The sequence below is a fragment of the Pseudomonas sp. UBA5666 genome, from assembly GCF_002420785.1.
Classification (GTDB): Bacteria; Pseudomonadota; Gammaproteobacteria; order Pseudomonadales; family Pseudomonadaceae; genus Aquipseudomonas; species Aquipseudomonas fulva.
On the sequence record NZ_DIIQ01000053.1, the window covers coordinates 488 to 20,566 of the forward strand.

The following is a 20,079-nucleotide window of genomic DNA, read 5'->3' on the forward strand; positions in this document are numbered from 1 at the left end:
GGTATCGGCAAAGGCACGATCTACAAGCATTTCAAGTCCAAGGCAGAGATCTACCTGCGCCTGATGCTCGACTACGAGCGCGACCTCAATGAGCTTCTGCATTCGGCCGATGTAGACCGCGACAAGGAAGCCCTGTCTCGTGCCTACTTCGAATTTCGCATGCGCGACCCGCAACGCTACAGGCTCTTCGATCGTCTGGAAGAGAAGGTAGTCAAGGGTAACCAAGTGCCGGAAATGGTCGAGCAACTGCATAGCATTCGCGCCTCCAACTTCGACCGCCTCACGCAACTGATCAAAGGTCGCATCAGTGAGGGCAAGCTTGAAGATGTACCCCCTTATTTCCACTATTGTGCCGCCTGGGCATTGGTCCATGGGGCGGTAGCGCTCTATCACTCCCCGTTCTGGAGCAATGTGCTGGAAGATCAAGAAGGCTTCTTCCAGTTCCTGATGGACATCGGCGTACGCATGGGCAACAAACGCAAGCGCGACCCCGACCCAGCCAGCTGAGTCAGCACCGGCCCAGGCGTGTGGCCAACCCAAAACTGGCGCAAAAGCTGCATTCGTCAGCCATTCGCCGGCTTTTTTGACGCCGGCCCTTGGAGGAATGATGCGGAGCCTGGTCTTGGTGCTGACGCTTGCGGCGTTGGGCGGGTGCATGAAAGTAAGTGATATGGGGGAAGGTGTTCGCTACCACATGAGCGATGCCGGCCTGCTGGATCACAGCGATACCCGTCGTACGCTGTCGATCCGACTGCAGCCCGATTCCTTTATCTTCATTGGGCAAGGTGCATTCGTGCCGCCCGGTAAAGGCCCGGTCCCGCAGCAGAATGCGGTGGCCGAAGAGGCCTTCAAAAGCTTCGTTGAGTATTTCCCGATGCTACGCCGTGCCGAGGCACCGCTGGGCCTGGAAGAGGCCATTGCGCAGGCACGCTCATTTGGGGCCGATTACGTGCTCTATACCCGTTTCGCTCGTACCGATGACCGCATTGGCAATGGGGACGAGTGGTACGACGAACAGGCCGTGGACCGACTGGGTTGGGATAGCGGCGTGGTACAGATGATGCTCATCGAAACCAGTACCCGCTACCTGATAGACACGGTCCGTATCAAAAGCCGTGGCGGTTTGTTGACGTTCCACGACCAGACGCCCAGGGATTTGCTTGCTGCGCCCATGCGCGAGTACGCTCGTAGCCTTCTTGGCATGAGTCGATGAGGCACTGCGATGAATGAGACGGGCAAGGCCAATGACCTGCTGACACAGCTTCCAACGTCCAAGGGCTTGCCGCCTGTGCACCTCTGGAATCCCGATTTCTGCGGCAACATCGACATGCGTATCGCACGGGACGGAACGTGGTATTACTTGGGCACGCCTATCGGCCGCAAGCCGATGGTGAAGCTCTTTTCTTCGATCATCCGCCGCGACGGTGATGATTACTTTCTGGTAACGCCAGTCGAGAAGGTCGGCATCAAAGTCGACGATGCACCGTTCGTTGCCGTGGCCCTGGAAGTGACGGGGGAGGGGGAGCAGCAGGTGTTACGCTTCACCAACAATGTGGATGATCAGGTCGAAGCAGGGCCTGACCATCCGCTGCGGGTGGTGACTGACCCCGTCACCCAGGCGCCTTCGCCTTATGTGCTGATGCGCAGCAATCTTGAGGCGTTGATTCACCGTAATGTCTTCTATCAGCTGGTCGAGTTGGCCGTTGCGCGGCAAATCGCAGATCAGCAATGGTTGGGCGTGTGGAGCCGGGGTGAGTTCTATCCCATAGGGCAGGTGGATTATCCCTGAGTCACGCTTCACCGCACTTCACTGGGGCATGAAGACCGTGTGGAAGGTGGTTGATAACTAGCGCTCAAAACGTACGGTAATGGCTCAACCTCACGGTTTTACACCGTGAGGAACCTCGCCATGGGCCTGCAGATTCTGACCCCACCCGTCGAATCCCAGCTACGCGCCATCGCTGCTCCACTTGTAGCAGCCTGTCCTGATATGCGCCAGTTGGCCCGCGACACAGCTGTTGGGTTGTTGAGCAAACACAACTTGTCACACCTTGACCCTGACCAGGTCTACCTCAACCGTTTCGAAACCGCCCAGAGCAGCCCTCGCACCTTCAGTGGGTGGCAGCACCTGGACCCGCCTGTCCAATCCTTCACACTGCCGCAGTTGGTCATGCACCGTTTCGACGTCCATGACCAGGATAACAGCGACCTGCTCAGTTACCTGACCGGCTTTTACAGTAACGGCCCTGGCCCCGGTTTTTATGACGAGCACAATGAGATCCGTCTGGAGCCCCAGGCTGTGCTCGAGGATTTCTGGCAAATCGACTTCAGTACCCAATTTCACCATCGGCTTCAGGCGTTTTGGCAAGAACATGCTGAGCACTATCGTGTACTGGCGAAAGTCAACTTCCTCGCCAAGGTGATCGAAATTTGCGCGGCCGACAGCAGCACGGCGCTGGCCCAGCATGTTCGCCGCGTCGCCACTGCGCTGGCAGGTCTTGATATTGCATCACCCACGTTGGAGCAACTTCAGGCGGTTGTACCGCCGGCCGCGGGTTATCGCGTGTGTACCTTCGACATTGGCGGGCACATTGCGAGCGACTTTCTGCGCATTGTGCTGGAGGATGGTTCGCAACTGCTGTACACCCCAGGTGAAACCAACGCACTGCATCTTTTCCCAACGCGTAAGGACCTCTACTGGTGGGTGTTGAACAATACCAACGAAGCCGAAAACCGGGCGCGCTTCGTGGCGCACTTTCCGTTGTCCAGCCGTGCCCAAAAAGATGATCGCCTTGGCCTCAATCACCTGATCGATCTACTGTTCTTCAATTGGGGCGGTGATGATCACGAGTGCCTCAATCAGCTCGATGCCACCCTGCCGGGCGATGCGTTCAGTCACCTGCGCGACGCCGCGCGCCAGCGCATGACCGACGACGCACAGTTCGCCCTGCGCAGCAACGCGGACCTGCGCAAACAGCTGTGGATCGGCTATCTCAAGGCGTTCGGCCAAGTAGCAGGGCCCATGGCAGCTGTCGACTGGCCGATCGCACTGGCTGTGGTCGGCGCAGGGCTTGCCGATATGGGGCTGAACATCGACCAGGCTGTCAACGGTCATACCACGAGCGAGCGGCAGGCCGGTGTGACCGGCGCGATCTTGGCGGCCATCGACACCTTGTTCAACGCCGCCATGCTGGCCGGTGCCGTAGGTGCAGGCGCCGAGGAAACGCTGATTGATCCACAGGTGCCTGAGGGCAGCACCCTGGCCGTTGAGCAAGAGGAGGCGGCCCCGGCGACACCCGCCGAAATTGAAGCCTGGGTCCCTGAGCCGTTCCGCCCGGTTAGCCATGAAGACCTGCTGGCACCTTTTGAAACCAACATCATCCTCAGCGCCCAGTCTGGGAGTGGCGGGCAGGAGGGTATCTATCTGCAGGATGGCAAGTTCTATGCGCTGATTGACCAGCAACCCTTCGAGGTCCGTTATGTGCAGCAGATGGGCAGCTGGGTGGTCATCGACCCGCAGAATCCGTACTCGTTCTATCGCAACCTGCCCATCCATATGACAGCGGACGGCCAGTGGCAACCTCTACAGCGCTCAGGCTTGCAGGGTGGCGGATTGCCACGCAAGTTGCTTGGGGCCTGGGGGCGGCCAAGCAACGCAGCTGCTGTGCAGGCCCTGCCTGAAATGCCCTACGAGATTCCGCGTGAAACCCGTCCTCTGCTTGAGCATGCCGCCAATGCCCCGGTAGATGAACGCGCGCTAAGTGGAATCATGAGCAGCTCCGATGCTCAGGTAGAAGCGAGCTACCAGGCATTCCGTGCCAGCCGCGACGCACTTGCCACCGACGCCGTTGCCTATCTTGAAAATGTCATACCGCCCGCGCGGCCCGCAATAACGGCTATGCCTCGTGACGCCAGTGCCAAGCTGATCATCCGCAGCCTCTACCAGAACAGTGAAGGGCTGGTCATCGGTGAAAGCCATTCAGGGCTGGGCAGCAAGCAGTTTCTGATAGACAACATGCCTCTGCTCAAGCGCGAAAAGATCAAGGTGCTCTACCTGGAGCATTTCATGACCGACTTTCATCAGGCCGACCTCGATGTGTTCAAACGCTCGGGCAAGATGCCCGCCCGGTTGAGCACCTATGTGAATAATCTGGATGAAGGTCATGGGGTCGATCTGGCAGGCCGCTACTCGTTTCGCAACGTGCTGATTGCGGCGCAGAAGTCCGGCATCCGTATCCAGTCCATCGACTGCATGGCCAGCTACCGCCAGGCCTGGGACAACCCGCCATCGGCGGTGATCAGGCAGCAAATGATGAACTTCTACGCCCATGAAATCATCGAGGCGGACCAGGCGGTCCGAGGCCCAAGCCGGTGGGTTGCGCTGGTGGGAAATAGCCACGCCAGCGACTTTGAAGGCGTGCGCGGCGTAAGCGAACTTCAGGGCGCAATCAGTTTGCGCGTCGAGGACATTGAGGTAGGTATGCCCGGCGGTATCGGTGCCGACCCTGGGCTGGCGGCCATTGATTACGTCATGGAGGTACGCCGGGTCAAAAGCGATCTTCGCCTGCAAGTACCGATTAAAGCGGCGAAGCCGGTCGGTGAGGAAGTGGCGGCCATGCTCAAGCATAACGGTGCATTCACGTTCGAGAGCACCGATGGCCAGTTGCAGTTGGTGCATCGCAGCCGCACGGGTGGGTTGGTGTACACGCCCATCGTCCAGGAAGGTGAACGTTTTTATATCCAGCGGCCCGAGTGGCCATGGGTCAGTGAGCGACGGCTAGCAAGCCTGCGAGAGATACGTACCCTGCTGGAGCATCATGGGTTGCAGTATGTGTTGACGAGATGAGTCGATGCGCGGGAGGCGTGCATTTGGCCTACGCCTCATGGAGCGCCTGAACGGCACCCATGCCATGCGGATCATGCGATGAGCACTGACCTGGGCAAAAGACACGGGCATATCCACAGCGGGCACAAAAAAGCCGCTTTGGGTATGTCTGTTTGACAACATCCCTCAAAGCGGCGTTTTTGGATTATTTTCAAAACCCTGTGAAGGATCTTGATTATCTGGCTCCGCGACCTGGACTCGAACCAGGGACCCAATGATTAACAGTCATTTGCTCTACCGACTGAGCTATCGCGGAATGTGCACGTATCTTACTCAACAGCAGGGGTAAGTCAAGTCACCCCTGCGAAATCAATCAGTTACAGCACTTCAACGATGGCTTTGGTCACGACGTGGATATTGTTCTGGTTCAGCGCAGCCACGGCTATGCGGCCAGTGTCCAGCGCGTAGATGCCGAACTCGTTCTTCAGCCGAGCCACTTGCTCCACGGTCAGGCCCGAGTAGGAGAACATGCCGACCTGGCGACCCACGAAGCTGAAGTCGCGCTTGGCACCGTAATGAGCCAGCAACTCGACCATCTGCTTGCGCATGCCATGAATGCGCTCGCGCATTTCTGCCAGCTCGGTTTCCCACATCTGCCGCAGCTCTGCGCTGTTGAGCACCGTCGCCACGATGGTGGCGCCATGGGTGGGGGGGTTGGAGTAGGTGGTACGAATAACCCGCTTGACCTGGGACAGCACGCGCGTGCTTTCGTCTTTGGAGGCCGTCACGATCGACAGGGCGCCCACGCGCTCACCGTACAAGGAGAACGATTTGGAGAACGAGCTGGAGACGAAGAACTCAAGGCCCGACTCGGCAAACAGGCGTACGGCAAAGGCGTCCTCGTCGATGCCGTCTCCAAAGCCCTGGTAGGCCATGTCCAGGAAGGGCACATGACCTTTGGTCTTGACCACTTGCAGGACGTTCTTCCAGTCTTCCAGGTCCAGGTCCACCCCGGTCGGGTTATGGCAGCAGGCATGCAACACGACGATGGAGCCTGCGGGCAACGCCTCGAGGTCTTCGAGCATGCCTGCCCGATTGACGCCGTTGGTCGGGGCGTCATAGTACCGATAGGTATGAACCGGGAAGCCCGCTGATTCGAACAGCGCACGGTGGTTTTCCCAGCTCGGGTCGCTGATGGCTACCACGGCCTCGGGGGATACACGCTTGAGGAAGTCGGCGCCGATCTTCAGTGCGCCCGTACCGCCCACTGCCTGGACAGTCACAACCCGGCCATCGGACAGCAACGGGGACTGGGCACCGAACAGCAGTTTCTGCACCGCTTGGTCATAGGTCGCGATGCCGTCGATCGGCAGGTAGCCACGCGAGGCATGCTGGGCGGCACGCTGGGTCTCGGCTTCGATCACAGCCCGCAGCAGCGGAATGCGGCCTTCCTCATTGCAGTAGACGCCCACCCCCAGGTTCACCTTGTCGGTGCGTGGGTCGGCATTGAATGCTTCGTTGAGGCCCAGGATGGGGTCGCGGGGTGCCAGCTCGACAGCGGAAAACAGGCTCATTGTTACCTTGGCTCGGATAGGAGTGTAAGGGGAGGTATCCGCTCCAGCCGAATGCACTGAAGCGGGGCACAAACGGGGAGTCAGTATAGTGATCCGGTACGGTCACGGCGACACTGCGACGCCGCTTTTACGACTATTTGCGCAAAAAATTTTCGACCCTTGCGGCCTTTGCCCTGTCCACCGTAACACGGGGTCACCGTTGGGCCTTCAAAGCGTCCCCCGGCGTGCCCATTTGGGTATAGACTACTGGCTAAATTTACAGTGCAGCACCGCGAGGTTCGACATGTCCGAGTTCCAGCTCGTTACCCGGTTCCAGCCAGCAGGCGATCAACCAGAGGCCATTCGGCAAATGGTCGAGGGCATCGAGGCGGGGTTGGCGCACCAGACTCTGCTGGGGGTGACCGGCTCTGGCAAGACCTTCAGCATCGCCAACGTCATCCAGCAGGTGCAGCGCCCCACGTTGGTCCTGGCACCGAACAAGACGCTGGCGGCGCAGTTGTACGGCGAGTTCAAGGCATTCTTCCCCAACAATGCGGTGGAGTACTTCGTTTCCTACTACGACTACTATCAACCCGAAGCCTATGTGCCCTCATCGGACACCTTCATCGAGAAGGATGCCTCGATCAACGACCATATCGAGCAGATGCGCCTTTCGGCGACCAAGGCGCTGCTCGAGCGGCGCGATGCGATCATCGTCACCACCGTGTCCTGCATCTATGGCCTGGGCAGTCCTGAAACCTACCTCAAGATGGTGTTGCACATCGACCGTGGCGACAAGCTCGACCAGCGCGCGTTGCTACGCCGACTGGCCGACTTGCAGTACACCCGCAATGAAATGGATTTCGCCCGTGCCACCTTCCGAGTGCGTGGGGATGTCATCGACATCTACCCGGCCGAATCGGACCTCGAAGCCATACGCGTCGAGCTGTTCGACGACGAGGTGGAAAACATTGCCGCGTTCGATCCGCTGACAGGCGAAATCCTGCGCAAGTTGCCAAGGTTCACGTTCTACCCCAAGAGCCACTACGTGACGCCGCGAGAAACGCTGCTTCAGGCGGTTGAGGGTATCAAGGAAGAGTTGGCCGACCGGCTTGAGTACCTGCACAAGGCCAACAAGCTCGTGGAGGCTCAGCGTCTTGAGCAGCGTACCCGCTTTGACCTGGAAATGATCATGGAGCTGGGTTACTGCAACGGTATCGAAAACTACTCTCGCTACTTGTCCGGTCGTCCTGCCGGTGCGCCCCCACCTACGCTGTATGACTATCTGCCCGCCGACGCACTGCTGGTCATCGATGAGTCGCACGTCAGCGTTCCCCAGGTGGGCGCCATGTACAAAGGGGACCGCTCACGCAAGGAAACGCTGGTGGAGTACGGGTTTCGTCTACCGTCGGCGCTGGACAACCGCCCCATGCGCTTCGACGAATGGGAGAGCGTCAGCCCGCAGACCATCTTCGTGTCCGCCACGCCCGGCCCTTATGAAGAGGCGCATGCTGGGCGCGTCGTCGAGCAGGTGGTGCGTCCCACTGGCCTGGTCGACCCGCAGATCGAAATACGCCCTGCGCTGACCCAGGTAGATGACCTGCTCTCGGAGATCCGCAAGCGCGTGGCCCTGGGCGAGCGGGTGCTGGCCACCACCTTGACCAAGCGCATGTCCGAGGACTTGACCGATTACCTGGCAGACCATGATGTACGGGTGCGATACCTGCACTCTGACATCGACACCGTGGAGCGGGTCGAGATCATCCGCGACTTGCGCCTGGGCACGTTCGATGTCCTGGTCGGCATCAACCTGTTGCGCGAAGGCCTGGACATGCCCGAGGTTTCGCTGGTCGCCATCCTCGATGCGGACAAGGAAGGCTTCCTGCGCTCCGAGCGTTCGCTGATCCAGACGATTGGCCGGGCTGCGCGTAACCTCAATGGTCGGGCGATTCTATATGCCGACGCCATAACCGGTTCGATGCAGCGGGCCATTGACGAGACCGAGCGACGTCGAGAAAAGCAGATCGCCTTCAACGAAGCGCACGGTATCGTGCCCAAAAGCGTGGTCAAGGACATCACCGATATCCTTGAAGGTGCGACCGTCCCGGGCGCTCGCAGCAAGAAACGCAAGGGGATGGCCAAGGCGGCAGAGGAGAGCGCGCGTTACGAGGCCGAGTTGCGCACCCCAGGCGAAATCAACAAGCGTATCAAGCAGCTCGAAGACAAGATGATGCAATACGCCCGTGACCTGGAGTTCGAAGCCGCCGCCCAGTTGCGTGACGAGATCACCCAGTTGCGAGATCGCCTGATCGCAAGTTGATGCCTGGCGGTCGGCATTCACTGCGCATCGATCAGGCGAGACCGCGCTGCACCCAAGCCACCCACGGTATGGCCTACCGTGGGCTCGGCATCATGGGGGGGCCAGCTCAGGTTCACCGCATCGCTGGAGCCCGGTGCCTGCCACCTGCTAACATCGAGGCTTTGTTTCATCTTTCGTTCGAGACTCCCATGACCACCGTACGCACGCGTATCGCGCCATCGCCTACCGGCGACCCCCATGTCGGCACCGCCTACATCGCCCTGTTCAACTACTGCTTCGCCAAACAGCACGGCGGCGAGTTCATCCTGCGCATCGAGGACACCGATCAGCTGCGCTCCACGCGCGAGTCTGAGCAGCAGATCTTCGATGCGTTGCGTTGGCTGGGCATCGAATGGAACGAGGGCCCGGACGTGGGTGGCCCACATGGCCCGTATCGGCAGAGTGAGCGCGGTGAAATCTATGCCCAGTACGCCAAGCAGCTGGTCGACGCCGGCCATGCGTTCTATTGCTTCTGCACCGCCGAGGAGCTGGAGCAGATGCGCGCCGAACAGCAGGCCCGCGGCGAGACGCCTCGTTACGATGGGCGAGCGTTGCTGCTGAGCGCCGACGAAGTGCAACGCCGGCTGGACGCAGGCGAGCCCCATGTAATCCGCATGAAAGTGCCCGCCGAGGGCGTGTGCGTGGTGCCGGACATGTTGCGCGGTGACGTGGAGATCCCGTGGGATCGCATGGACATGCAGGTGTTGATGAAAAACGATGGCCTGCCCACGTACTTCCTGGCCAACGTGGTCGACGATCACCTGATGGGCATCACCCACGTACTGCGCGGTGAAGAGTGGTTGCCGTCGGCGCCCAAGTTGATCAAGTTGTACGAGTACTTCGGTTGGGAACAACCCAAGCTGTGCTACATGCCCCTGCTGCGCAACCCGGACAAGTCCAAGCTTTCCAAACGCAAGAACCCGACGTCGGTGACGTTCTACGAGCGCATGGGCTTCATGCCCGAAGCCATGCTCAACTACCTGGGCCGGATGGGCTGGTCCATGCCAGATGAGCGCGAGAAGTTCTCGCTGGCCGAAATGGTCGAGCACTTCGACCTGTCCCGCGTTTCGCTGGGCGGGCCGATCTTCGACATCGAGAAGCTCTCCTGGCTCAACGGCCAATGGCTGCGTGAGCTCCCTGTGGAAGCCTTTGCCCAGCGCCTGCAGAAATGGGCGTTCAACAGCGACTACATGATGAAAATCGCGCCGCATGTGCAGGGCCGGGTTGAAACGTTCAGCCAGGTGGTGCCTTTGGGCGGGTTCTTCTTCGAAGGCGCACTGAAGCTTGACACCAAGCTGTTCGAAAGCAAGAAATTGTCGGCCGATCAGGTGCGCCAGGTCCTGCAGTTGATCCTGTGGAAGCTTGAGAGCCTGCGTCAGTGGGAAAAAGAGCGCATCACCGGTTGCATTCAGAGCGTGGTCGATGCATTGGAACTGAAGCTGCGTGACGCCATGCCCTTGATGTTCGCCGCCATCACCGGGCAGGCAAGCTCGGTGTCGGTGCTCGATGCCATGGAAATCCTCGGCCCTGACCTGACCCGCTATCGTCTGCGTCAGGCCTTGGATTTGCTGGGCGGTGTTTCCAAGAAAGAAAACAAGGAATGGGAAAAGCAGCTGGCTACCATCGCTTGAGATGAGGCAGGCGGGCAGGCCGTCGTTCCCACGACGGTCGGCCGCTGCCGTGTGCAATGGATCCAGCGTTGCAGGCTGGTCTGGCCCGCCCGATAAACCGATATTGCGGGGCAGGGCGGTAAGTGATTGTTATCTGTGAAAAAACTTTTGGTTTTTTTGAAGATTTAGTTTGACAGGCCTGCACCTGGATCTTAATATGCGCCCCGTCCACAGCGATGAACATAAACGAAACGCCAGGCACCCAGCCAGCGTATCGGTTCAGCGTGACTCTGTGGGGCTATAGCTCAGCTGGGAGAGCGCCTGCATGGCATGCAGGAGGTCAGCGGTTCGATCCCGCTTAGCTCCACCAAATTCCTGTTGTCAGCCAATGGCTGACACGTAGAACGGGCACTAGCAGCACGTTCTTGAAGGTAAGAAGGTTCGTCCCCTTCGTCTAGTGGCCTAGGACACCGCCCTTTCACGGCGGTAACAGGGGTTCGAGTCCCCTAGGGGACGCCAGTTTCACACAAGCGATGTTTCGGCATGGCTGGGCCGCGAGGCTAGAAATCTGGGGCTATAGCTCAGCTGGGAGAGCGCCTGCATGGCATGCAGGAGGTCAGCGGTTCGATCCCGCTTAGCTCCACCAATTACTGCCAAGGTTTGCATTGCAAACTTTTGCGAAGGTTATGTCCCCTTCGTCTAGTGGCCTAGGACACCGCCCTTTCACGGCGGTAACAGGGGTTCGAGTCCCCTAGGGGACGCCAGTTTTACACAAGCAGTGTTTCGACATTGCTGGGCCGCGAGGCTAGAAATCTGGGGCTATAGCTCAGCTGGGAGAGCGCCTGCATGGCATGCAGGAGGTCAGCGGTTCGATCCCGCTTAGCTCCACCAATTACTGCCAGGGTTTGCATTGCAGACTTTTGCGAAGGTTACGTCCCCTTCGTCTAGTGGCCTAGGACACCGCCCTTTCACGGCGGTAACAGGGGTTCGAGTCCCCTAGGGGACGCCACGTTTACCCGCGTTTTGCGGGACTTTAAAGGCTCATTCGCATATTGAATGGGCCTTTTGTTTTTTCTACTAAAAAATCCCTAACGCCGCTCTTCCTTCTGGGGTGGACATTTCTGGTCCGCTCACTGCTAAATTCCCTTTTTGCCCCATGGGACATGAACATGAGCTGGGACCTGCCCACACCTTTCATAATCGACGTGCTTGTCGGCAGCGAAGACATCGATGGACTGGGGCATGCCAACAATGCCGTCTACGTCACTTGGCTAGAACGTTGCGCCTGGCGACATTCCCAACGCCTGGGGTTGGACCTTGCGGCGTATCGCCTGCTTGATCGCGCCATGGCGGTGGTCCGTCACGAAATCGATTACCTCGCCGCCGCTTACGAAGGTGACGAATTGGAGTTAGCCACCTGGATCGTCGACTGGGATCAGCGTCTGCGCATGACCCGACGGTTTCAGCTGCGTCGTGCGCGTGATGGGATGACCTTGCTTCGCGCCCGGACCACCTTTGCGTGTATCGAGCTGTCTACTGGCAAACCCAAGCGCATGCCTGCCGAATTTCTGGACGGCTACGGGCCAGCGCTGATGCCCGCCTGAAGCACGCCTAAATTTTGCTAGACTGCCGCCTTTTGCGCCGAGATCATTCCATGCAAATTGCCCTGGCCCCCATGGAGGGGCTGGTCGACAACATTCTGCGAGACGTACTGACCCGCGTAGGCGGCGTCGATTGGTGCGTCAGTGAATTCATCCGCGTCTGTGATCGCCTGCTGCCAGCCTCCTCGTTCCATAAATTGGCCCCCGAGCTGAGCAACGGCGCGCATACGGCGGCAGGCGTGCCCATGCGCGTGCAACTGCTGGGGTCCGACCCAGCGTGCCTTGCCGATAACGCTGCATTGGCCTGCGAGCTGGGCGCCCCGGTCATCGACCTCAACTTTGGCTGCCCCGCCAAGACGGTGAACAAGTCCCGGGGTGGGGCGGTGCTGCTCAAGGAGCCTGAGTTGCTCCACGCCATTGTCCGCGAGGTCCGGCGCGCGGTGCCTGCCGCGATCCCCGTCACCGCCAAGATGCGCCTGGGTTTCGACACCCCGGATGGGGCGCTGGACTGTGGCGTGGCCCTGGCTGAGGGCGGGGCGGCCCATTTGGTGGTACATGCCCGGACCAAGGTTGAAGGCTACAAGCCGCCCGCGCACTGGGAGTGGGTGGCGCGCGTGCAGGACGTGGTCAAGGTGCCGGTGTTCGCCAATGGCGAGATATGGACGGTCGACGACTGGCGTCGCTGCCGGGAAGTCAGCGGCGCTGAGAACATCATGCTGGGGCGTGGCCTGGTTTCTCGCCCTGACCTGGGTGTGCAGATTGCCGCAGCCAATGCCGGAACGCCCTACCAGGCCATGGGTTGGGAGCAATTGCTGCCGCTACTTCAGGCGTTCTGGCTTCAAGCCCAGGCCAAACTATCACCCCGATACGCCCCGGGACGAATGAAGCAATGGGTCGCCATGTTGACGCGCAGCTACCCTGAGGCCGTGCTGCTGTTCGCCGAGCTGCGCCGCGAAGATGACTGCGCGCGCATCGGGCGCTTGCTTGGCGTGGCGTCGACGGCAGATCAAGCGCAGGTGGCGTGACCACCTGGCACAGGCGAAAATTTTTTTTGCACGGCCCTTGAAAGCGCCTTGATGGACCTTATCTCTTGAGTACGCGATGCCGAATTCGGGTCGCGTAATGACTTACTTGCTGATATCTCAGGAGTTATGACCATGACTACCGCTTTCTCTCTTGCACCACTGTTCCGCCACTCCGTTGGTTTCGACCGCTTCAATGACCTGTTCGAATCCGCGGCACGTAATGAGGCTGGTAGCAGCTACCCGCCCTACAATGTGGAAAAGCACGGTGATGACCAGTACCGCATCGTGGTTGCCGCGGCTGGTTTCCAGGAAGAGGATCTCGACCTTCAGGTCGAAAAAGGCGTGCTCACCGTGACCGGTGGCAAGCGTGACAATGGCTCGGCAGAAGTGACATACCTGCACCAGGGCATTGCCCAGCGCGCCTTCAAGCTCTCCTTCCGCCTGGCTGACCACATCGAGGTCAAGGCAGCGGGCTTGGCCAACGGTCTGCTTAGCATCGATCTGCTGCGTATCGTGCCTGAAGAAGCCAAGGCCAAGCGCATCCCAATCAACGGCGAGCAACCCGCGCTGAACTGATCCAGCGCATCACCAAGAAGGGCACCCCAGGGTGCCCTTCTTGCGTTGTGCAGGCGCGCGATCACTTCAGGGCGCTTGCAACAGTCGCCGGAACGCTTGTAGCGGCAAAGGCCGGCTGTGCAGGTAGCCCTGGTACAGGTGACACCCCAGTTTTTCCAGAAACGCCAGCTGTTCGGTCAGCTCTACGCCCTCGGCGATTACCGCAAGCCCAAGGCTAAGCGCCATGGCGACGATGGCGCGGACGATTTCAGCATCGTTGGGGTCTATCGTTACGTCACGGACGAATGTCTGGTCAATCTTCAGTGCATCGACGGGCAGGCGTTTGAGGTAGGTCAGCGAGGAATACCCCGTGCCAAAGTCGTCCATGGCAAACGTTACCCCATGGCTTTGCAACTCCCGCATCTTGGCAATGGTGTCTTCCAGGTTCTGAATGACGATACCTTCGGTGATCTCGAGCTTGAGCAGTTTCCTGGACAACTGACTGTCGTCGAGGCTGCGCAGGACGCGGCCAACAAAATCTTTCTGGCGAAATTGCCGCGGGCTGATGTTGACGCACAGGCTGAAATCGTCGGCATCTATCAAGCCGTCGGCCAGCAGGTGGGCGCAGGCAACGCAAGCCTCATCGAGTACCCAATTGCCCACCTCCAGAATCAACCCGCTTTCCTCAAGGACCTGAATGAACTGGCCCGGCGACTGCTGGCCGAGTTGAGGGTGGTGCCAGCGCAGCAGCACCTCGGCACCGACGATCCGGTTGTCGCGGGCGTCGACCTGCGGTTGGTAATGCAAGGCCATTTCGCCACGGGCCAGCGCCAGGCGTAGATCACTCTCCATGCGCAGGCGTTCGCTGGCCGCCTTCTGCATGCTGGCATGAAACAGTTGAGTCGTATTGCGCCCGGAGTCCTTGGCGCGGTAAAGCGCGATGTCGGCGCGTTTGAGCAGGTCGGCAGGCGTTGTGCCGTGGTCCGGGATCAAGGCCACGCCAATGCTGGGGGTCACCTGCAGGCGTTGGCCGTCGAGTGACATGGGCTGGGCCAGCAGCGCGCGTAGGGTGTCAGCCAACTGGCGAACCGTATCCTCGACCTCATCACGATCGCCTTCCAGGCCGCTGAGCAGTACCACGAACTCGTCACCGCCCAGCCGTGCCACGGTATCCTCTACACGTACACTGGCCTCTAGTCTGGCCGTGATGATCTTGAGCACTGCATCACCGACCGGATGGCCCAGCGAGTCGTTGATGTGCTTGAAATGGTCCAGATCGAGGAAAAGCAGGGCGCCGCGCAGATTGCGCTGCTTGAGCAAGGCGATCTGCTGACCCAGCCGCTCCATCAGCAGAGCACGGTTCGGAAGATTGGTCAGCGGGTCGTGGTAGGCAAGGTGACGGATCTGTGCCTGGGCGTGTTTCAGTTGGCTGACGTCCCGCGCGGTCATCAGCAGGCACTGCACGTCGTTGAGCAGGATCTGCTCCACGGACACCTCTACCGTCAGGAGATCGCCGCGCTTGTTGCGCCCCAGCATTTCTCGGTGGTGTACCCGGCCATGCTCGCGCAGTTCGGCCAGCAGGGTGGTTCGCTGTTGCGCATCGGTCCAGATGCCGATGTCGAAAACGGTGCGCCCGACGACCTCGCCCGCCGAGTATCCGGTCAAACGGCAGAAACCGTCGTTGATTTCCAGGTAACGCCCGGTTGCGCATTCAGTGATGGTGATGGCGTCCGGGCTTGAGTGAAACGCCTTGGCGAATTTCTCTTCGCTGGATTTGAGCGCTGCCTCTGCCCGCTGTTGTTGGGTGATGTCGCGCAGCGTGGTGACGCTGCAGGGTTGGCCGTCCACTGTGATCAGGCGGCTGGAGATCAGGCAGGTCAAGGCGTCGCCACTGCGGTGATGGACGACCAACGCAACATTGCTCAGGGCCTGCTCGCGGATGACCCGTTCGATGCGGTGCGCACGCAGGGCCGATTCGGCCCACAAGCCTATTTCTTGGGCCGTGCGGCCGATCAACTGCTCGGTCGTCCAACCGAAGGTATGGGTGAAGGCGGGGTTGATCTCGATGAACTGTCCCGTGTCCTGGCGCGTGACGCAGATAGGGTCGGGGCTGACTTGAAACAGGCCGGCGAACTTTTCCTCCGAGGCACTCAGGCGAAGCTCGCGCTCAACCTGGTCGGTGATGTCGAGCAAGGTGCCGGCCATGCGCAGAGGGTTGCCGTGCTCGTCGCGGTACAAGCGCGCACGGCTTTCGATATACCGCGAAACGCCATTCTCCAACTGTACCCGGTAGGTGAACTGATAATTGCCAGCCGGCCCTTCGCGCAGGCTGCTGTAGGCCTTGCGCATGGAGAGGCGTTCCTGTTCCGGAACGCCTTCGAAAAACGCATCGAAGGACTCGTGAAAGGCTACTGGCGGCAGCCCGTGCAGCTGTGCAGCCCGGGCTGAGCCATAGAGCATGCCGCTGGGAATGTGCCAGTCCCACGTGCCTAGCTGCGCCGAATCCAGCGCAAGGTCAAGGCGCTCCTGGCTGTCCTTGAGGGCAAGATCCGCGCGCTTTCGCTCGGTGGTGTCGACGAAAGTACTGAGCTGATAGGTGGTGCCTTCAAGCTCGATGCCCTGGGTGCAAAGGATGCCGTCGTGGACCTTGCCGTCGCTGCCGCGAAACTGCACCTCCATGGTCAGCGGGCCGCCGTTAAGGCGCGAAGAATCGAGCATGTGCTGGCGTTGCGCGGCGTCGGCCCACAACCCCAACGCCACGCTGGTACGGCCGATGACCTGGCTGGCGGGCCAGGCGAATGTATCCTCGAAGTGCCGATTGACTTCGAAGATCATGCCGTCGTGACGTCGGGTCAACAAGATGGCATTGGGGCTCAGGTGGAAGAGGGTGGCAAGGCGCTTTTCAGAGTTCATCAGCGCAGTTTCCCGCTCGCGCTGGCGCGTGATCTCGCGTACCACCCCAATCATCTGCGGCCTGCCGTGCGGGTCGCAGGTCAGGCTGCCATTGATCTCCAGCCAATGCAGGCTGCCGTCTGGCCAGCGAATGCGGTGGCGCATGGCCCGCCCTACCGGTTCGCCATCGAACACCGCCTGGAACGCCTTGCGTGTTCGCGCGCGGTCCTCTTCGGCAAGCAGGTCCAGGTAATCGATGTCTCCGGGCAGGGCGCGCAGCGGGTCGAAACCGAACAGGGCCTGGGTGCCCCGGGACCAGCTTACCCGGCCGCTTTCAATATCCCAAAGCCACGCACCCAGGCGCGCACCATTCAAGGCGGCCAACAGCTGCGGCGCACTCTGCCAGGCCTGCTCCGACGCCTCGGGGTCTGCCGCATGGATTCGCGGCAGGCGCATGAAGCGGTTTGCTGATTTGGGCATGGTTACCAGACCTTTGGCATGGGGCACATCCTTGAAGGGGCCGGGCAGACGGCTGTTCAGACGCTTGCGGCATGGCCATCGAGCAGGGCCATGAACGCCTTGGCGGCGTTGGACAGGGTCCGCTCGGTGTGCAGAATGTAGCCTAGCTGGCGGGACAACCCAATGCCGGGCAAGGCGATGGGTGCCACCTGGTCGTCAAGCATCGTGCGCGGCAGCACGCTCCAGGCCAGACCGATCGATACCATCATCTTGATGGTTTCCAGGTAGTTGGTGCTCATGGCGATGTTCGGTGTCAGGCCTTGGCTTTCGAACAGACGCTGGACAATGTGGTGGGTGAACGTATTGCCTCCTGGAAACACCGCAGGGTGGCAAGACACATCGGCAAGGGTAACGGCGTCGTTGTTGGCCAATGGGTGCTCGGGGGCGGCTACGAAATCCAGCGCGTCCTGCCATACCGGTACCGCGTTGATCAGGGGGTGGGGCTCAGGTGCGAGGGTAATGACCGCCAGTTCGGCACGACCATGCAGAATCTCATCGTAGGCCTGTTCCGAATCCAGAAACTGAATATCCAACGCCACTGCCGGGTATTGGCGGGTGAAAGCCCGCAATAATGGGGGAAGGCGGTGCAGGCCGATGTGGTGGCTTGTGGCCAGGGTCAACCGCCCCCCCACTTCCCCTGACAAATTGGTCAGCGCCCGTCGGGTATCCTCAAGCACGTTGAGAATTTGGTAGGCCCTGGGAAGCAGTGCACGCCCGGCTTCGGTCAATGTCACCTCGCGGCCCAGGCGGTCGAACAACCGTGTGCTCAACTGCTGCTCCAGGCCAGCAATGCGCTTGCTGACGGCAGGCTGGGTCAGGTACAGACGCTCGGCTGCACTGGAAAAGCTGCCGGTTTCCGCAATGGCGATAAATGCACTGAGATTGGCCAAGTCCATTGGGAGAATTCCTTTCGGTTATCCAAAGGATAAAAATTATGAATTTGAGTTATTCACTCTAACCCCCTAGCATCGCCCATACAAGCCAAGGGGTCTTTGGCATAGAAAGACGCTGATGAGGAACAGTCTGATGGCTGGCAAAACGCTCTACGACAAACTCTGGGAAGCCCACGAGGTCAAGCGCCGTGATGACGGCTCGTCCTTGATCTACATCGACCGTCACATCATCCATGAAGTGACCTCGCCGCAGGCTTTCGAAGGGCTGCGCCTGGCCAAGCGCAAGCCATGGCGTATCGATGCCAACATCGCCACGCCCGACCACAACGTGCCGACCACCCCGGAGCGCAAGGGCGGGATCGAAGCCATTGTCGACCAGGTGTCGCGCCTGCAGGTGCAGACCCTCGACGAGAACTGTGATGAATACGGCATCGTCGAATTCAAGATGAACGACGAGCGCCAGGGCATCGTCCACGTCATCAGCCCCGAACAAGGCGCTACCTTGCCAGGCATGACCGTGGTCTGCGGCGACTCACACACCTCCACCCACGGCGCCTTCGGTGCGCTGGCCCACGGCATCGGCACCTCCGAGGTCGAACACGTACTGGCTACCCAGTGCCTGGTGGCCAAGAAGATGAAGAACATGCTGGTGCGCGTCGAAGGCCAGCTGCCGCCGGGTGTCACGGCCAAGGACATCGTCCTGGCGGTGATCGGCAAGATCGGCACTGCCGGTGGCAACGGTCACGCGATGGAGTTTGCGGGCAGTGCCATTCGCGAGCTGTCGATGGAAGGCCGCATGACCATCTGCAACATGTCCATCGAAGCCGGTGCCCGTGTTGGCTTGGTGGCCACCGACGCCACCACCATCGCTTATGTCGAAGGCCGCCCTTACTCGCCCAAGGGCGAGCAGTGGACGCGTGCTGTCCAGGCGTGGAAAGACCTGGTGTCCGATGAGGATGCCGTTTTCGATACCGTGGTCGAACTCGATGCCACGCAGATCAAGCCGCAGGTCAGCTGGGGTACCTCGCCAGAAATGGTGCTTGCCGTCGACCAGCGGGTGCCGGACCCGGCTGCCGAAGCCGACCTGGTCAAGCGTGGCTCCATTGAGCGCGCCCTGAAGTACATGGGCCTGAAGGCCAACCAGGCGATCACCGATATCCACCTGGATCGCGTGTTCATCGGCTCGTGCACCAATTCGCGCATCGAAGACCTGCGCGCGGCAGCGCAGATCGCCAAGGGCCGCAAGGTGGCGAGCAGCGTCAAGCAAGCCATCGTCGTTCCCGGCTCGGGCCTGGTGAAGGCTCAGGCCGAGCGTGAAGGCCTGGACAAGATATTCGTCGAAGCCGGCTTCGAATGGCGCGAGCCAGGCTGCTCGATGTGCCTGGCCATGAACCCGGATCGGCTGGAAAGCGGCGAGCACTGTGCATCCACCTCCAACCGTAACTTCGAAGGTCGTCAGGGCGCAGGTGGCCGCACGCACCTGGTGAGCCCGGCCATGGCCGCCGCGGCCGCCGTCACCGGCCACTTCATCGATGTCCGCGAGTTGATCCAAGGGAGCGCAGCATGAAAGCTTTCACTCAGCACATAGGCCTGGTTGCGCCGTTGGACCGTGCCAACGTCGATACCGACCAGATCATCCCCAAGCAGTTCTTGAAGTCGATCAAGCGCACAGGCTTTGGCCCCAACCTGTTCGACGAGTGGCGTTACCTGGACGTAGGCCAGCCCTATCAGGACAACAGCAAGCGCCCGGTAAACGAAGAATTCGTGCTCAATCATCCGCGCTATCAAGGCGCCAGCGTGTTGTTGGCGCGCGAGAACTTCGGTTGCGGGTCCAGCCGTGAGCATGCCCCCTGGGCCCTGGACGAGTACGGCTTTCGGAGCATCATCGCGCCAAGCTTTGCCGATATCTTCTTCAACAACAGCTTCAAGAACGGCTTGCTGCCGATCATCCTCAGCGATGAAGAAGTCGATGAGCTGTTCAAGCAGGTAGAAGCCGCGCCAGGTTACCAGCTGACCATCGACCTGCAGGCCCAGGCGGTGACACGTCCGGACGGCAAGGTGCTGCACTTCGAGATCGACGCATTCCGCAAGCATTGCCTGCTCAATGGCCTGGACGACATTGGCCTGACCCTGCAGGACAGCGATGCGATCAAGGCGTTCGAGGGCAAGCACCGTGCTGCGCAACCCTGGCTGTTCCGTGACGCCTGACTGAAGCGAACGCGCTCACCGGCCTGCTTGCCAGCAGGT

At 60.3% G+C, this 20,079-nt stretch carries 15 protein-coding genes and 7 tRNA genes; 17 read left to right on the forward strand and 5 right to left on the reverse strand.

Annotated elements, in window-relative coordinates:
* The 4 genes from B2Y33_RS22470 to B2Y33_RS22485 form a co-directional block, all read left to right on the forward strand.
* The coding region (locus B2Y33_RS22470; RefSeq protein WP_288633466.1) for a TetR/AcrR family transcriptional regulator at window positions 1-507 on the forward strand (507 nt) is incomplete at its 5' end.
* A gap of 100 nt (window positions 508-607) precedes the next feature.
* The gene (locus B2Y33_RS22475; protein WP_028688125.1) at window positions 608-1,213 is read left to right on the forward strand and encodes a DUF4823 domain-containing protein; all 606 of its coding nucleotides are present in this window, start codon (window positions 608-610) and stop codon (window positions 1,211-1,213) included.
* A gap of 9 nt (window positions 1,214-1,222) precedes the next feature.
* Window positions 1,223-1,789, forward strand: a complete 567-nt coding sequence (locus B2Y33_RS22480; RefSeq protein WP_028688126.1) for a DUF1285 domain-containing protein — start codon at window positions 1,223-1,225, stop codon at window positions 1,787-1,789.
* Window positions 1,790-1,909: 120 nt separating this feature from the next.
* Window positions 1,910-4,846: a membrane-targeted effector domain-containing toxin gene (locus tag B2Y33_RS22485; RefSeq protein ID WP_288633468.1), complete on the forward strand. Its 2,937-nt coding sequence runs from the start codon at window positions 1,910-1,912 to the stop codon at window positions 4,844-4,846.
* Window positions 4,847-5,065: 219 nt separating this feature from the next.
* Here the strand turns inward: B2Y33_RS22485 and B2Y33_RS22490 are convergent.
* A tRNA-Asn gene (locus B2Y33_RS22490) sits at window positions 5,066-5,141 on the reverse strand.
* Between the two features lie 61 nt (window positions 5,142-5,202).
* Window positions 5,203-6,399 (reverse strand): amino acid aminotransferase, encoded by a 1,197-nt coding sequence (locus B2Y33_RS22495; protein ID WP_028688127.1) that lies wholly within the window; start codon window positions 6,397-6,399, stop codon window positions 5,203-5,205.
* A 283-nt stretch (window positions 6,400-6,682) separates the two neighbouring features.
* Between B2Y33_RS22495 and uvrB the strand changes: the two genes are divergently transcribed.
* Window positions 6,683-8,698: an excinuclease ABC subunit UvrB gene (uvrB, locus tag B2Y33_RS22500; RefSeq protein ID WP_206406102.1), complete on the forward strand. Its 2,016-nt coding sequence runs from the start codon at window positions 6,683-6,685 to the stop codon at window positions 8,696-8,698.
* A 17-nt stretch (window positions 8,699-8,715) separates the two neighbouring features.
* On the opposite strand, the gene B2Y33_RS22505 is transcribed toward uvrB, so the two are convergent.
* Window positions 8,716-8,868, reverse strand: a complete 153-nt coding sequence (locus tag B2Y33_RS22505; protein WP_157852874.1) for a hypothetical protein — start codon at window positions 8,866-8,868, stop codon at window positions 8,716-8,718.
* An 18-nt stretch (window positions 8,869-8,886) separates the two neighbouring features.
* On the opposite strand from B2Y33_RS22505, the gene gltX reads away from it, so the two are divergent.
* From gltX to B2Y33_RS22555, 10 genes are all read left to right on the forward strand, one after another.
* A complete protein-coding gene (gltX, locus tag B2Y33_RS22510; RefSeq protein ID WP_027916480.1) occupies window positions 8,887-10,368 on the forward strand; it encodes a glutamate--tRNA ligase in 1,482 nt (493 codons plus the stop codon).
* 273 nt (window positions 10,369-10,641) lie between these two features.
* Window positions 10,642-10,717 (forward strand) — tRNA-Ala (locus B2Y33_RS22515).
* Window positions 10,718-10,790: 73 nt separating this feature from the next.
* Window positions 10,791-10,866: transfer RNA gene (locus tag B2Y33_RS22520), tRNA-Glu, on the forward strand.
* A 51-nt stretch (window positions 10,867-10,917) separates the two neighbouring features.
* Window positions 10,918-10,993 (forward strand) — tRNA-Ala (locus tag B2Y33_RS22525).
* A 42-nt stretch (window positions 10,994-11,035) separates the two neighbouring features.
* Window positions 11,036-11,111: transfer RNA gene (locus tag B2Y33_RS22530), tRNA-Glu, on the forward strand.
* Window positions 11,112-11,162: 51 nt separating this feature from the next.
* A tRNA-Ala gene (locus B2Y33_RS22535) sits at window positions 11,163-11,238 on the forward strand.
* A 42-nt stretch (window positions 11,239-11,280) separates the two neighbouring features.
* A tRNA-Glu gene (locus B2Y33_RS22540) sits at window positions 11,281-11,356 on the forward strand.
* A 160-nt stretch (window positions 11,357-11,516) separates the two neighbouring features.
* The gene (locus B2Y33_RS22545; RefSeq protein ID WP_027916481.1) at window positions 11,517-11,951 is read left to right on the forward strand and encodes an acyl-CoA thioesterase; all 435 of its coding nucleotides are present in this window, start codon (window positions 11,517-11,519) and stop codon (window positions 11,949-11,951) included.
* A gap of 50 nt (window positions 11,952-12,001) precedes the next feature.
* The gene (locus B2Y33_RS22550; RefSeq protein ID WP_132579193.1) at window positions 12,002-12,973 is read left to right on the forward strand and encodes a tRNA dihydrouridine synthase; all 972 of its coding nucleotides are present in this window, start codon (window positions 12,002-12,004) and stop codon (window positions 12,971-12,973) included.
* A gap of 132 nt (window positions 12,974-13,105) precedes the next feature.
* A complete protein-coding gene (locus B2Y33_RS22555; protein ID WP_027916483.1) occupies window positions 13,106-13,549 on the forward strand; it encodes an Hsp20 family protein in 444 nt (147 codons plus the stop codon).
* Between the two features lie 66 nt (window positions 13,550-13,615).
* Here B2Y33_RS22555 and B2Y33_RS22560 read toward each other — a convergent pair whose 3' ends face one another.
* A complete protein-coding gene (locus B2Y33_RS22560) occupies window positions 13,616-16,900 on the reverse strand; it encodes a sensor domain-containing protein (protein WP_206406101.1) in 3,285 nt (1,094 codons plus the stop codon).
* A gap of 56 nt (window positions 16,901-16,956) precedes the next feature.
* Window positions 16,957-17,835 (reverse strand): LysR family transcriptional regulator, encoded by an 879-nt coding sequence (locus B2Y33_RS22565; protein WP_027916485.1) that lies wholly within the window; start codon window positions 17,833-17,835, stop codon window positions 16,957-16,959.
* Window positions 17,836-17,965: 130 nt separating this feature from the next.
* On the opposite strand from B2Y33_RS22565, the gene leuC reads away from it, so the two are divergent.
* Window positions 17,966-19,399, forward strand: coding sequence for a 3-isopropylmalate dehydratase large subunit (gene leuC / locus B2Y33_RS22570; RefSeq protein WP_027916486.1), 1,434 nt, complete (start codon window positions 17,966-17,968; stop codon window positions 19,397-19,399).
* Window positions 19,396-20,040: a 3-isopropylmalate dehydratase small subunit gene (leuD, locus tag B2Y33_RS22575; protein ID WP_027916487.1), complete on the forward strand. Its 645-nt coding sequence runs from the start codon at window positions 19,396-19,398 to the stop codon at window positions 20,038-20,040. Before leuC ends, leuD begins: the two co-directional genes overlap by 4 nt.
* The last annotated feature ends 39 nt before the right edge of the window (window positions 20,041-20,079 follow it).

Bases quoted from the DNA above. Each gene is read 5' to 3' on its own strand.
- uvrB (WP_206406102.1), top strand. From the start codon at position 6,683: ATGTCCGAGTTCCAGCTCGTTACCCGGTTCCAGCCAGCAGGCGATCAA.
- gltX (WP_027916480.1), top strand. From the start codon at position 8,887: ATGACCACCGTACGCACGCGTATCGCGCCATCGCCTACCGGCGACCCC.
- B2Y33_RS22505 (WP_157852874.1), bottom strand. From the start codon at position 8,868: ATGAAACAAAGCCTCGATGTTAGCAGGTGGCAGGCACCGGGCTCCAGC.
- B2Y33_RS22495 (WP_028688127.1), bottom strand. From the start codon at position 6,399: ATGAGCCTGTTTTCCGCTGTCGAGCTGGCACCCCGCGACCCCATCCTG.
- leuC (WP_027916486.1), top strand. From the start codon at position 17,966: ATGGCTGGCAAAACGCTCTACGACAAACTCTGGGAAGCCCACGAGGTC.
- B2Y33_RS22565 (WP_027916485.1), bottom strand. From the start codon at position 17,835: ATGGACTTGGCCAATCTCAGTGCATTTATCGCCATTGCGGAAACCGGC.
- leuD (WP_027916487.1), top strand. From the start codon at position 19,396: ATGAAAGCTTTCACTCAGCACATAGGCCTGGTTGCGCCGTTGGACCGT.
- B2Y33_RS22485 (WP_288633468.1), top strand. From the start codon at position 1,910: ATGGGCCTGCAGATTCTGACCCCACCCGTCGAATCCCAGCTACGCGCC.
- B2Y33_RS22555 (WP_027916483.1), top strand. From the start codon at position 13,106: ATGACTACCGCTTTCTCTCTTGCACCACTGTTCCGCCACTCCGTTGGT.
- B2Y33_RS22475 (WP_028688125.1), top strand. From the start codon at position 608: ATGCGGAGCCTGGTCTTGGTGCTGACGCTTGCGGCGTTGGGCGGGTGC.
- B2Y33_RS22480 (WP_028688126.1), top strand. From the start codon at position 1,223: ATGAATGAGACGGGCAAGGCCAATGACCTGCTGACACAGCTTCCAACG.
- B2Y33_RS22550 (WP_132579193.1), top strand. From the start codon at position 12,002: ATGCAAATTGCCCTGGCCCCCATGGAGGGGCTGGTCGACAACATTCTG.
- B2Y33_RS22560 (WP_206406101.1), bottom strand. From the start codon at position 16,900: ATGCCCAAATCAGCAAACCGCTTCATGCGCCTGCCGCGAATCCATGCG.
- B2Y33_RS22545 (WP_027916481.1), top strand. From the start codon at position 11,517: ATGAGCTGGGACCTGCCCACACCTTTCATAATCGACGTGCTTGTCGGC.